The sequence below is a fragment of the Providencia lanzhouensis genome (assembly GCF_050469745.1).
Classification (GTDB): domain Bacteria; phylum Pseudomonadota; class Gammaproteobacteria; order Enterobacterales; family Enterobacteriaceae; genus Providencia; species Providencia lanzhouensis.
The window spans coordinates 3,178,845-3,191,242 of record NZ_CP174123.1 but is presented as its reverse complement, the minus strand read 5'-3'; the positions used below and the strand labels follow the sequence as shown (position 1 = coordinate 3,191,242).

At 41.3% G+C, this 12,398-nt stretch carries 11 protein-coding genes; 5 read left to right on the top strand and 6 right to left on the bottom strand.

Annotated features, from left to right (window positions below; genetic code table 11):
* Positions 1–11 precede the first annotated feature (11 nt).
* The 4 genes from ACIH2S_RS15015 to ACIH2S_RS15000 form a co-directional block, all read right to left on the bottom strand.
* On the bottom strand, positions 12–899 hold the full coding sequence (locus tag ACIH2S_RS15015) for an EfeM/EfeO family lipoprotein (protein ID WP_108478360.1): 888 nt from the start codon (positions 897–899) through the stop codon (positions 12–14).
* The gene (locus ACIH2S_RS15010; protein WP_430247660.1) at positions 892–1,749 is read right to left on the bottom strand and encodes an FTR1 family iron permease; all 858 of its coding nucleotides are present in this window, start codon (positions 1,747–1,749) and stop codon (positions 892–894) included. Before ACIH2S_RS15010 ends, ACIH2S_RS15015 begins: the two co-directional genes overlap by 8 nt.
* A gap of 8 nt (positions 1,750–1,757) precedes the next feature.
* Positions 1,758–2,096: a cupredoxin domain-containing protein gene (locus ACIH2S_RS15005; RefSeq protein ID WP_036955670.1), complete on the bottom strand. Its 339-nt coding sequence runs from the start codon at positions 2,094–2,096 to the stop codon at positions 1,758–1,760.
* A 101-nt stretch (positions 2,097–2,197) separates the two neighbouring features.
* Complete coding sequence (locus tag ACIH2S_RS15000) at positions 2,198–2,755, bottom strand: iron transporter (RefSeq protein WP_036955660.1); 558 nt, start codon at positions 2,753–2,755, stop codon at positions 2,198–2,200.
* A gap of 266 nt (positions 2,756–3,021) precedes the next feature.
* Here ACIH2S_RS15000 and ACIH2S_RS14995 point away from each other — a divergent pair, with 266 nt between their 5' ends.
* The 3 genes from ACIH2S_RS14995 (at position 3,022) to ACIH2S_RS14985 (ending at position 6,301) form a co-directional block, all read left to right on the top strand.
* Complete coding sequence (locus ACIH2S_RS14995) at positions 3,022–3,951, top strand: PEP phosphonomutase (protein WP_108478358.1); 930 nt, start codon at positions 3,022–3,024, stop codon at positions 3,949–3,951.
* Positions 3,952–4,116: 165 nt separating this feature from the next.
* Entirely contained in the window at positions 4,117–5,451 is a 1,335-nt protein-coding gene (gene rimO / locus ACIH2S_RS14990; RefSeq protein WP_154600113.1) for a 30S ribosomal protein S12 methylthiotransferase RimO, read from the top strand.
* Positions 5,452–5,743: 292 nt separating this feature from the next.
* A complete protein-coding gene (locus ACIH2S_RS14985) occupies positions 5,744–6,301 on the top strand; it encodes a helix-turn-helix domain-containing protein (RefSeq protein ID WP_230083282.1) in 558 nt (185 codons plus the stop codon).
* 743 nt (positions 6,302–7,044) lie between these two features.
* Here ACIH2S_RS14985 and ACIH2S_RS14980 read toward each other — a convergent pair.
* Positions 7,045–7,674: a response regulator transcription factor gene (locus tag ACIH2S_RS14980; protein ID WP_036955649.1), complete on the bottom strand. Its 630-nt coding sequence runs from the start codon at positions 7,672–7,674 to the stop codon at positions 7,045–7,047.
* Between the two features lie 641 nt (positions 7,675–8,315).
* On the opposite strand from ACIH2S_RS14980, the gene rarD reads away from it, so the two are divergent.
* Both rarD and purT read left to right on the top strand, forming a co-directional pair.
* Positions 8,316–9,242 carry an EamA family transporter RarD gene (gene rarD / locus ACIH2S_RS14975; protein WP_036955645.1) on the top strand — a complete coding sequence of 309 codons (927 nt, stop codon included), beginning with the start codon at positions 8,316–8,318 and terminating at the stop codon, positions 9,240–9,242.
* A gap of 161 nt (positions 9,243–9,403) precedes the next feature.
* Positions 9,404–10,582 (top strand): formate-dependent phosphoribosylglycinamide formyltransferase, encoded by a 1,179-nt coding sequence (gene purT, locus ACIH2S_RS14970; protein ID WP_430247658.1) that lies wholly within the window; start codon positions 9,404–9,406, stop codon positions 10,580–10,582.
* A gap of 48 nt (positions 10,583–10,630) precedes the next feature.
* On the opposite strand, the gene ACIH2S_RS14965 is transcribed toward purT, so the two are convergent.
* On the bottom strand, positions 10,631–12,238 hold the full coding sequence (locus ACIH2S_RS14965) for a GMC family oxidoreductase (protein ID WP_036955638.1): 1,608 nt from the start codon (positions 12,236–12,238) through the stop codon (positions 10,631–10,633).
* Between the last annotated feature and the right edge of the window lie 160 nt (positions 12,239–12,398).

The following is a 12,398-nucleotide window of genomic DNA, read 5'->3' as shown; positions in this document are numbered from 1 at the left end:
AAATTTATGCCTTAATATTTATAGTAAACATCAACATCTAACTGAGCGCGCAATGTCGCGAGCAGTTCGGCTTGTTGCGTTAACAGGGAATAGAGCGCCATTTTGTCTTGTTGTTTTAGTTGGCTGTAAGGCTTGTATTGGCCTTTAACTAATTGATATGACCGCACTATTTTATTAATTTTCTGATCATTTTCTTTTATCTGATCGAGGGTCTTGGATTCAATAAACGGACTGATCACCTCGATGATGGCTTGAGAACCTTTGGCATTAGCCGCCATATCTGACAGGTCAGAGAGACTATAAATATTCTCTTGTCCCGACAGTTTTGTTTCTAGGATCATCTCCATAAAATCTGCGGAGGCTTGCACCAATTTCGGAATCTCAATGGTTTCGGTTAAGACACGCTTTTGTAAATCTTTTCCTTTTAATAACAGCTCATCAGATGCTGGCAGCGCTGCTTTGAGATCTTGCTTGGCAAATAAAAGGTATTCAACCAAGTGAAATCCCACGAAGCGGTAGTCTTTTTCTTTATCCAGAAAATAATCCGCACGAGGGTTGATGGTTCGGTCGGTATTACCAAACAAAACAATGATCGGACGCACGGTTTCATAGTGCTGGTGGGCTTGAATATAGGCCGCTTTCGCCTGCGCTAATTGACCTTTTTGCACACTTTGATTGAGTTTTTCTAATTGCTCCACCATTTCACTTAACTCCTTGTTGACGAAGGATAAGTATTCTTGAATGGCAGGCTGATATTTTTCAGGGGTGGGAATATCCCCCTTAGCAATAATGATGTTGTCCCCTGTTTGCACAGGGGAGCGTAGGGCTTTTCCATAGGCGGTAGATGCCACGAGTGAAGCAACGATTACGCTAATGGCTAAGTGGGTGATTTTACGCATTTTGTAAGTTCCGTTTAGCGGCATGTTTTTTGCTCCAAACAAACAGTGCGAGGATCACAATCCAATAGACAACAAAGGTGATAACACTGAGCCAAATTGGCTGTGAACGATATGCAAAGAATGATGATATAAAGTTGCCAGCTACACCAGAATCATCCAGTAATGCGCTGGTATCCCATGCTGGGTAGATTAAAAATTCCGGAATTGGATAGTCAAACTCAATCATTAAGTTTGAAATTTCTTCAACGCCTCGAAGCAGCAAGGAGAGGGCAAGGAACAGTAAAATCACGCCAGTGACTTTAAAGAAAATTTTCCATGAAATAATTCGGTTAGTTAATAAGAAGGCATATAGCGTCATACCCGCAATAACGACACCCGCTGCAACTTCAAAGATAAATTCGTTGGCATTTTCAGCGGTCAACGACATGATAAAACTGGAAAGGAAAACGACAATTTCGCTACCTTCACGGGCAATCGCGATAGCGATAATCAAGGTTGCACCCCACCAACTATGGTGTTCTGCATTACGATTGATACCTGATTCCAGCTCTTTTTTCATCGAGCCGCCGCTTTTGTTCATCCAATAGACCATTTGAACAATCAAGATACAGGCGAGGATCTCCATGACTATCATGAAAATAGATTGCCCAGTGTCATCAAGGACATTGAATACGCCGTAAATCAGCAGTGCGAGTAAGATGGACGTGGCGATACCCAGCCCAACACCGCCCCACAGGTATTTCATTCCATTGCGAGCGTCAGGGTGGCGTTTGATCCACGCATAAATGATGCCGATAACTAACAGCGCTTCAAAACTTTCGCGCCAAACTACAAAGAGAACTTGTCCCATGTTGAGTCCTACTCTTTAGCGATGATCTCGCCTTTTGGATGTGACAGATGGAAATCGTCGAAAAATGTGTAACTACCTGGTTTTAACGGTGCAATGACCACCACGGAACTGGCGCCGGGTGCTAATACTTTTTCTTTGCGCAGTTGCAAACTTTCAAACTCTGCGGGTTCAGTGCCGGTATTGGTAATTTTGATACGAATAATGGTTTTCGCTGGCACTTCCAGAACGCGAGGGATTAAATCCCCATTTTTCATTTCTAATTCAACGGTATATTTTTCGGCGCTTAAGGCTGATTGCGGAAGTAATGCACAAATAAAAACCAGTAAAAAGCTGAGTAATGTTTTCATTGTTGGCTCAAACTTATTGAAAATTGAGAGTTCCTTACTAGCGAAAAAGGGCTCGCGCGGAATATTACCCCCGCGAAAGCCCTCAGCGCATCATTGAAAAATTAGTAACTGCCTTTGCGACCTATGCCGGCATAGTCAAAATCCCAAGAGACTTCAAACGGTTCAAACCAAGGGGCAACCCCAGTTTCTTTATCAATGTGACGACCGAAAGCGGCTTGTTGATTGTGTGAAGGTGGGTAAATTTTGTAGGTAACGCGATATTTACCATTGCCGTCCAGTTTAATATTTTCACCGTAGTGAGGACCATCGCTTGCTACCATCGGCATAAAGGTGCCTGATTGAGTCTGTGGCTTATCGCCCAGTTTGGTGACGGTATATTCGACGGTTAAGTAAGGCATCCAATCACCTTCTGCAAAGCCGTTCGGGTTATCTTCTACTGCGTGGATGTCGGCTTCTAAGTGAACGTCGGCTTTATCCGCTGGCAGGTGAGCCATCTTGTGGTGGCCTTCTTCGGTGTCCATGGTGATAGGCTGTAAATAAACACCTTGGATTTCCATGCCGTTTTTAATGACTGGGTGACCGAGAGGATACTCTTGAGCAAAGGCGGATAGAGAGAATAAGGCTAAGCCCGAAACGGCTGCCTGATAAGCGAATTTCATTGTGACATCCTTACCTGAATGAAGTTAGAAGCATAATGATAATCATTACTATTAATCAAAAACAAGCAGAATGTTTTAGGCTTATATCCAATCCTTACTATGAATATATTTAAATTTAATATTAATCAAAGTGTTAATACTTTCTTTTTTAGTGATAAAAAATAAGTATTAGAAAGGTGATTTGCTTCAGACACTGTAGTCGGTTTCACATGCTATAGTCGAAACGTTGAACGGTATTTATTAGGTATAAAGTCGAGGTACTGGAGATGCAAAAACGTTATTTGGATTGTTCCGCTTCTGAAATTGCGAAAATGAATAAGAAAAGCTTACTGGAAGCGATTAAAGCCAGCGAAGGGCGATTACTGGTGAGTGAAACTATCGGGACTATTCAGCCAGTCTTGATGAATGTCACTAATGCGGAACTGGCAGCAAGCCAAGGCGCAGATATTTTGCTATTGAATGTTTTTGATGTGAATAATCCGGTGATGCAAGGTTTACCAGAAGGCATTGCACCCGATGACATTATCCGTACCTTAAAGCACTTAACAGGACGCGCGATTGGCGTGAATTTGGAACCAGTGCCAGCAGGATTTAATAATCCCCATCAAGATAAACAGTGGCAAATTTCTGAAGGGCGCTTGGCCACTGTCAAAAATGCCCTGAAATTAAAGCAGATGGGGGCAGATATTATTGTCCTGACTGGGAATCCGGGCAATGGTGTCACTAATCAAGAAATCAACCAAAGCCTCAAAGAACTCAAAGCGGTGGTGGGGGAAGAGATTGTTCTTATTACGGGAAAAATGCATGCGGCGGGAGTCCTCAATGCGTCTGCTGAGCAGTTAATTACCGAAGAGGATATTCATTCCTTTATTAAGAGTGGTGCGGATATTATTTTATTGCCAGCACCGGGTACCGTTCCGGGCATATCCTCGGAATTTGTGCAAAGAATGGTGGGTTATTGCCATTCTCAGCGAGTGATGACCATGACCGCGATTGGCACATCCCAAGAAGGGGCTGACCTACAAACCATCCGCCAGATTGCGTTAATGTGCAAAATGGCAGGAACAGATTTACATCATATTGGTGACTCAGGTTATAACGGCATTGCCTTACCGGAGAATATCTTGAATTACAGTATTGTGATCCGCGGTGTTAGACACACCTATTCCCGTATCGCCCGCTCAATTAACCGCTAATCTTTGCTGTTTTTCTGAGTGAAATTCCCGGGCTCGAAATGGTGCGGGAATTTCGCTCGAAATATCATTTTCATCGCTAAAAAAATATACAATTCCCGCTATACTTCAGGTAAAATCCAGCCCATTTTTTAAAACAATATCTATAACATAATAAAGAAGTGAGCTATGTCGCAAAATACGAATTCAGTGCCAAAGATTGGCTTTGTTTCACTTGGCTGCCCAAAAAACCTCGTTGACTCAGAGCGTATTTTAACGGAGCTGCGTACTGATGGTTACCAAGTCGTTCCTAGCTATGACGATGCCGATTTGGTTATCGTGAATACTTGTGGCTTTATTGATAGTGCCGTTCAAGAGTCGTTAGAAGCTATCGGCGAAGCATTGAACGAAAATGGTAAAGTGATTGTGACAGGATGCCTGGGCGCAAAAGAGAACCAAATCCGTGAAGTTCACCCGAAGGTATTAGAAATTACGGGTCCACATAGTTATGAACAAGTGTTAAATCACGTGCACCACTATGTGCCAAAACCAGAGCATGATCCGTTCTTTAGTTTAGTCCCAGAGCAAGGCGTAAAATTAACGCCAAAACATTACGCTTACTTAAAAATATCGGAAGGTTGTAACCACCGTTGCACTTTTTGCATCATCCCTTCTATGCGTGGTGACTTAGATAGCCGTGCTATTGGTGATGTATTAAATGAAGCTAAGCGTTTAGTGGAATCAGGCGTTAAAGAGTTACTGGTGATTTCTCAAGATACGTCTGCTTATGGTGTGGATGTTAAACACCGTACGGGGTTCTGGGATGGTCAGCCGGTGAAAACCAGCATGGTTGGATTATGTGAGCAGCTAGCTTCTATGGGTGTTTGGGTTCGTCTGCATTACGTTTACCCATACCCACATGTTGATGATGTGATCCCATTAATGGCAGAAGGTAAAGTGTTACCTTACTTGGATATTCCATTACAGCACGCCAGTCCGAAAATTTTAAAACTGATGAAACGTCCAGGAGCGGTAGAAAGAACGTTAGAGCGTATTAAGCGCTGGCGTGAAATTTGCCCTGAGCTGACATTACGTTCGACGTTTATTGTTGGTTTCCCTGGTGAAACAGAAGAAGATTTCCAAATGCTGTTGGATTTCTTACAAGAAGCGCGATTAGATAGAGTTGGTTGCTTTAAATACAGCCCAGTTGAAGGCGCAAAAGCGAATGAACTGGCTGACCAAGTACCTGAAGAGATTAAAGAAGAGCGTTATCATCGTTTTATGCAGCTTCAGCAAGAGATCTCCACTCAGCGCTTACAAGAGAAAGTGGGTCGCGAGCTTTTAGTTATTATCGATGAAGTCGATGACGAAGGTGCAGTGGGTCGTAGTATGGCCGATGCGCCAGAAATTGATGGTATGGTGTACCTCAATGGCGAGTTTGATGTGAAGGCAGGGGATATCGTTAAAGTGCTGATTGAGCATGCTGATGAATATGACCTGTGGGGTACCGTTGTTAGCGAATAAAAAATAGGCTATCATCTGGCTCAAAATTTAGCCTGCGAATCATTTTCGCAGGCTTTTTTCGATATAACCCACTATTTGGGGTTTTTTCTATATTTCAAATACTTGATCTATATCATCCCGCCAAAATCTATCAAATCATAACTTGATCTAGGATATAAAACTTAACTGATAACTTGACATAATCAGGGAGAATACTTATCGAAGAATAAGGCTGATTATGACTATTGATTTTACAATTCCCAAACTCGCACAGCTTACAGAAAAATCATCATGCTCCATTGATCCGGAGTTATTGATACAACTGGCAAGTGAAGCCATCACAAATGGTTTATCACCTATCCATGATTTCGACATTGAAGGAATGTTGTTGGATAAATACGGTCAAACTTTATGGTCTAACCGTAAATCAGACTGCAGCGCCATGTTGCCATCTTGGATATTCTCTCAAATACAGGTCACTTCTCTAGATGACCAGCCAATTAACTCACAAGGACATACTTACTATTTCGCCCCTATTTATGATGAAACGCGCTTGTTAGCCACGTTGGTGTTACGTGGGGAGTCAACCAGCAGTAATATACTGTTAGCTCTCACTCTTACCCTAGGGCGAGAAATTAGTGAAAAGCTAAAGTGTCACTTTTACTGGCAAAAACTTTCAGAGAAAACACACGGACATAATCTATTCCACGACTTGAACATTCATGAAGTGGAAAAAGCGCTAATCATCGAAGCCGCGTTGGCGTACGGTGGAAAAATTCAGGAGATGCATCAAGCATTAAACATGGGGCGTACTACACTGTGGCGCAAGCTGAAGCAATATCAGATTGATATTCGCGAATACAAGCTATAGTCCAGTTAATAAAAATAGTCCGCCAATAAAAACAGCCCTGCCAATAAAAAAAGCTTCTACTGATTTTCTGCAGCAATGCTGAAAACGTTCGAAGCATTCAAATCACACAGCCTTACGGTAATCACTAAGCCCAACATATCAATGCATATTGATTGCGGGCTCAGTCACGCCTTTCAGCGAAACGAAAGAGAAGAAATGAAAAAGAGCTAAGATTATCAACCTATCTTGTTGTTAAGTATGTTGATCTCAGTACGCTTTTTTTTAGGAATTGGTTTTAATTTGATGTTATAGATTTTTATTTCAGTGAACTCACATACTCACAGTTGGAGTAAATGGTTGCGGGGATATATATAGGTTTATATTTTATTTTAAACTAAATATATTAATTTTATATTTAGCCATAAATGCGATTTTTATCATTAATAACTAGAGTAACAGTTTTCCTGTATAAAAATGATAGTGCAATTTATTTGATTTTCCACTATTGCTTAAAAAATAGTTATTTTAGGATGATAGATTAATAAAGAGGAATAGAAAGCATAATCATTATGCTAAGTTTGATAGTGAAAAATAGTTAACCGAATAGTTAAGTGAATAGTTAAGTTAAATGATTAAATTAAATAGTTATCTAAATAAAAATCTAAATTTAATTATATTTTTCTGGGTGATTTTGCGAACGGAAAATGCCTAATGGTTTTTTGATAAACCATTAGGCAGAGGGGGTGTCTGGTGAATAAAGAGAATTAAGCGTTTGCAGAATAAGTATTAATATATTCATACTCTTGGATTAATTGAGGTAGTGATTTTATTCCTAGTTTTGTATAAATATTTGAACGGTGCACTTCTACGGTTCTTGGTGATAATGACAGTTTTTCGGCCGTTTCTCGGCTGGTGTTTCCGTCTAAAATCATGTCCATAATTTCACGCTCTCTAGCTGAGAGACGGTCGAATTTATTGGTTAAATAGATATATTTTTTATGATTTTCATTTTGTTTATCGAAGTGTTCATTAGCTCCCTGAATAGCGCTTAGAAACACTCTGTCATCAAATGGAAATGCGTAGAAATCAAAGGCTCCAGCCTTGAAGTAGTCTCTGCATAGTGCAGCAGAAGGTTCTTCTGCGATGACGATAACAGGAACAACGGCTAAAGATTGAGTAAGGTTTTTTAATTTATTAATATGACTGGAGTTATTGCCTACGAATAATAAAACACAATCCTTTGCATTATCTTCTTTAGGGTAAGTATAAGTACTAATAAATACCTCTTCGTCATTATAGAATTTAAATATAAAATCAAAAGATTCCATCTTTGATTTCAGTTTATTCTTAAAGACATTATCGTTTTCAACGATTACATGAATGGCGCTATTCATCACCAAACTCCTGTTAAACGGATTTGACATTCAAATTAACGTAGTTTAATAGAATGAGAATAATTCACCGATGGAAATGGTAATATATTTTCAACTATTCTTTTTTATAGATTATTGCTGAACGTAAATGATATTAAAAAAAGTACTTGCCTAATTTTAATATAAAAAAGAAACAAAGGTTAAAGTATGTGTCAAAACGTAACATCTGTTTAATGTTTTGTAACAAGATAGAGTTTTAAGCTTGTCTTACGATTATTATGTTTTCTAGATAACATGAAAATAATGTTATTTAGCTAAGTAATAATATCGCAAAATGGTAGTCATAAAAAGCACTATTAGCAATTTTATGAAATTTAATTAATCATCCTCCTTGATAATTTTTTTCTGTTTTTAAGTTTTGTGGTTAAGTCATTAAAATTATCTCAGTAAAATTGCAAAGTACTCTAAAAAAGTGAGTGAATACACGTAATGATTTCCTTAAAAGATATTGCACTATAGGTTTTCGTATGATTAATAAAAGTGTTTAGTGTGAATAAATTGATCGATAACCTTAGTGATAGTTTGCACTTCAACCTATTATCTTTCCGTTATTGGCGTATTATAGAGAAGAAAAATCAACCACACTTTCATACGGATAAATTATGTTGCTGCGTTCCGGGGTAGCATTAGCTATCTTTTCTTATATTCTTTGGGGGATAACCCCGCTGTTTTATCGGTTACTTCCTGATGCACAAGCCATGGAATTACTGGCGCAACGATTGATTTGGTCTCTTCCGTTCTTATTTTTCATTCGGTTGCTTATCAAGAATAAATCCCTGTGGAAGCAAGTGTGGGCGGATAAACGTTCAATTGTGTTATGTTTTTTTAGTTCCTCGATTATGGCGGTATCGTGGACAACCTTCACCTATGCGTTAACTCATGGGCAAGTACTGGCTGCGAGCTTGGGGTATTTTATTAACCCGCTGTTTTCAATCTTGCTAGGTGTGATTTTCTTGCGAGAGCGTTTAGTCTTTGCTGAAAAACTGGCGGTTGTGTTTATTTTTTCAGGTGTTGCCTACCAAATCATACAATATGGGGAATTGCCCGTTTTAGCGTTAGTGATGGGGAGCGCTTTTGCAGTTTATGGTTTGATCCGTAAATTTATTCGTTTTGATGTTATCACCTCGCTGTTTTTAGAGGCGCTTTGGTTATTACCCTTGGCGATAGGTATTACATGGTGGTTATCCGCACATGGAATGAGCGCGGTAGAAAATGGTGATTGGCAAACCAAAATGCTGTACATGTTGGCGGCGCCTGTGACTATCATTCCATTACTCTTTTTCACGGCAGCCATTAAACGCACCACATTAACGGTGATTGGTTTAGCGCAATATATCGAGCCAACAATTCAATTCTTGTTAGCGGTTTTCCTGTTTAATGAAATTTTCGATTGGGTCAAAGGTGTCAGTTTTACCTTGATTTGGATTGGCTTACTGTTTTGTGTATTAGCGCTACTCCATAAACGCTATGGCAAAGGTGCCCGCCATCAACCGTATGTGACTGGGCGGGATGAATCTCCCAAAATTTAACTTTTAATTTTAATGGGTTAGCCTGTTTTACAGATAATACTATTAACGGGCTATGCTTCTATCATAGTCAAAGCAAACGATTGCGTATATAATCCTGCCATCTTTTTAGACATTATCTTTTATGTAGCTGCATTTATCTCTGGGGATATAAGGTCATTATCATGAGCCAATTAGGTACTGCACTTTGTTCTAGCGCGACAAAAGTTATGCTTCTCGGTTCGGGGGAGTTAGGTAAAGAAGTGGCGATTGAGTGCCAGCGTTTGGGTATTGAAGTGATTGCGGTGGATCGCTATGACAATGCACCTGCGATGCATGTTGCTAATCGCAGCTACACCATCAATATGTTGGATGGTGAGGCACTACGCCAACTTGTTGAAAGTGAGAAACCAGATTTTATCGTTCCTGAGATTGAAGCGATTGCCACCAAAACGTTGGTGGAACTCGAAAAGCAAGGTCAAAAAGTCGTGCCATCTGCCAATGCGGTTTACCTAACCATGAACCGTGAAGGGATCCGTCGTTTAGCTGCCGAAGAGCTACAACTGCCGACGTCGGAATACCGCTTCGTGGAAACGAAAGCGGATTTTGAAGCCGCAGCCCATGAAATTGGCTTTCCCTGCATTGTAAAACCAGTCATGAGCTCATCGGGGAAAGGGCAGAGCATCATTCGCTCAGCGGAGCAGCTTGATAGTGCGTGGAATTATTCCCAAGAAGGCGGGCGTACAGGTCAAGGGCGCGTGATTGTTGAAAAAATGGTGAATTTCGATTTTGAAATTACATTACTAACCATTAGCGCGGCAGACGGTGTGCATTTCTGTGCACCAGTTGGGCATCGCCAAGAAAAAGGTGATTATCGCGAATCTTGGCAGCCGCAAGCGATGAGTGATGCTGCTTTGCAAAAAGCACAGGACGTAGCGAAGAAAATTGTCACCGCTTTAGGGGGATACGGCTTATTCGGTGTGGAGCTGTTTGTCTGTGGTGATGAGATCATTTTCAACGAAGTTTCTCCTCGCCCTCATGATACCGGCATGGTGACGTTGATTTCTCAAAACCTGTCTGAATTCGCATTACATGTTCGTGCTTTCTTAGGCTTACCGATTGGCACTATTCGTCAGTATGGTGCCAGCGCATCGGCTGTGATTTTACCTGAGCTGCATAGTCGGAATGTGGTTTTTTCGGGCATTCACGAGGCACTCGGTTCTGATATTCAATTGCGTTTATTTGGCAAACCGGAAATTGCGGGAACTCGCCGTTTGGGTGTAGCGCTTGCGGTCGGAGATTCGATTGAGCAAGCCCTAGAGATGGCAAAAACAGCGGCGGCTCGAGTGAAAGTAACAGGATAGTGATTATCCCCCGCCTGTTAGGTTCTGGCGGGGGGCTTTTTAGGGGGATTATTGTTTATCTTCAATAATCATCGCGGCTGCACGCTCCGCAATCATGATGGTTGGCGCATTGGTATTGCCACTTGGAATTTCTGGCATCACCGAACAATCCACCACTCGTAGTTTGTTGATCCCATGAACGCGAAGACGTAAATCAGTGACGGAATTTGCGGTATCGGTACCCATACGGCAGGTGCCAACGGGGTGATAAACTGTTTTACAGAAATTACGCACAAACTCTTCTAATTGCCCCTCATCATGCTGAACTTGGGCTGGCGGCATTAATGTATTTTTACTGACAGCTTGCAATGATGGCTGGCTTAATACCTCTAAACCGAATTTCACCGCACGTTTACAACCTTCCATATCTTCTGGTTCAGCCAAGTAATTGGCGTGAATTCTTAACGGATCTTGCGGGTTTTGGCTACGCAGTAAAATTTCCCCGCGTGATTTAGGCTGTAAGTAACCGACTTTCAGTGAAAAACCGTGAGCGGCGGGTAGCGGCTCCCCCGGTACATCATCCCAGCTATCTAAAATAGGCAAAAAGTGAATTTGCACATCTGGGCGACCTTGGTTGCAGCTGTCTTTAAAGGCAGCGCCTTCTAAAACGTTAGAAGCGAGTAGCCCACTGCGAAATGCCATCCACTCAAAACCATGTTTGATAGCGGCAAAGCCTTGGTCGGCACCAAATAAGCTGATTGGCTCTTTGGTGGTGACGTTGATAGACATATGCAAATGATCGTGAAAGTTTTTGCCCACCGGTAAATTTGCCACGGTTTTGATCCCTAAAGAGGAAAGGTGTTCTTCAGGTCCGATACCAGAGAGCATCAACAACTTCGCTGACCCCATTGCACCGGAGCAAACCAACACTTCTTCACGCGCTAGGGCTTCGATTTCGTGACCATTTTTACCTTGGTAAGCCACGCCGACTGCTTGTCCATCGCGAATAATAATGCGGTTAACTTGGGTATTGAGCTTGAGGGTTAAACGGTCGCTATTTGCTACTGATTTCAAATAGGTTTTGGATGTACTGGCTCTTTCCCCGTTGTGAGTTGTGGTTTGATAGAAACTGGTTCCTTGCTGGCTCTCTCCATTAAGGTCATTAACGTATGGTAAACCATGTTCTTGAGCCGCTTGAATGAATGCCATAGAAAGTGGATGGCGATAACGGTTTTCACTGACGGGAAGAGGTCCTTCCGTGCCGTGGTATTCTCCGGTTAAGCTTTCATTGCGCTCGGCTTTTTTAAACCACGGTAGAACATCTTGGTAACCCCAGCCTTCGCATCCGTACTTGTGTGCCCAGTTATCATAATCCTGTTTTTGCCCGCGAATGTAGATCATGCCATTGACTGAACTACTGCCCCCCAGCACGCGACCTTGAGCAATTTGCATTTTGCGGTTGTTGGCATGAGGTTCAGGTTCGGTTTCATATGGCCAGCTTTTTTGGGCAATAATTTTAGCGACACCAGCAGGCATACGGATAAACATATGGTTATCGCTACCGCCCGCTTCAATAAGCAGCACGCGAGCTTGGGTTTCTTGGATCAGACGTGCGGCGAGAACACAACCTGCGGAGCCTGCACCGACAATAATATAGTCATATTTTTGTGTGCTCATTTTATTTCCCTGTTGAAATTAACATTCAATCATCATTTCTTTAACAATAACGCCTTTAGGTTATTAATGTATAAATAATGTTCTGTTAGTGTGATTCGCTTCAAAAATAATTTCCTAAGTAACTATTTTTTAATTTTCTCTAATTATTGTTATTTAAAAG

Coding starts and splice junctions, on each gene's coding strand:
- rimO (WP_154600113.1), top strand. CDS start 4,117: ATGTCGCAAAATACGAATTCAGTGCCAAAGATTGGCTTTGTTTCACTT.
- ACIH2S_RS14980 (WP_036955649.1), bottom strand. CDS start 7,674: ATGAATAGCGCCATTCATGTAATCGTTGAAAACGATAATGTCTTTAAG.
- ACIH2S_RS15000 (WP_036955660.1), bottom strand. CDS start 2,755: ATGAAATTCGCTTATCAGGCAGCCGTTTCGGGCTTAGCCTTATTCTCT.
- ACIH2S_RS14965 (WP_036955638.1), bottom strand. CDS start 12,238: ATGAGCACACAAAAATATGACTATATTATTGTCGGTGCAGGCTCCGCA.
- ACIH2S_RS14995 (WP_108478358.1), top strand. CDS start 3,022: ATGCAAAAACGTTATTTGGATTGTTCCGCTTCTGAAATTGCGAAAATG.
- purT (WP_430247658.1), top strand. CDS start 9,404: ATGAGCCAATTAGGTACTGCACTTTGTTCTAGCGCGACAAAAGTTATG.
- ACIH2S_RS15010 (WP_430247660.1), bottom strand. CDS start 1,749: ATGGGACAAGTTCTCTTTGTAGTTTGGCGCGAAAGTTTTGAAGCGCTG.
- ACIH2S_RS15005 (WP_036955670.1), bottom strand. CDS start 2,096: ATGAAAACATTACTCAGCTTTTTACTGGTTTTTATTTGTGCATTACTT.
- ACIH2S_RS15015 (WP_108478360.1), bottom strand. CDS start 899: ATGCGTAAAATCACCCACTTAGCCATTAGCGTAATCGTTGCTTCACTC.
- rarD (WP_036955645.1), top strand. CDS start 8,316: ATGTTGCTGCGTTCCGGGGTAGCATTAGCTATCTTTTCTTATATTCTT.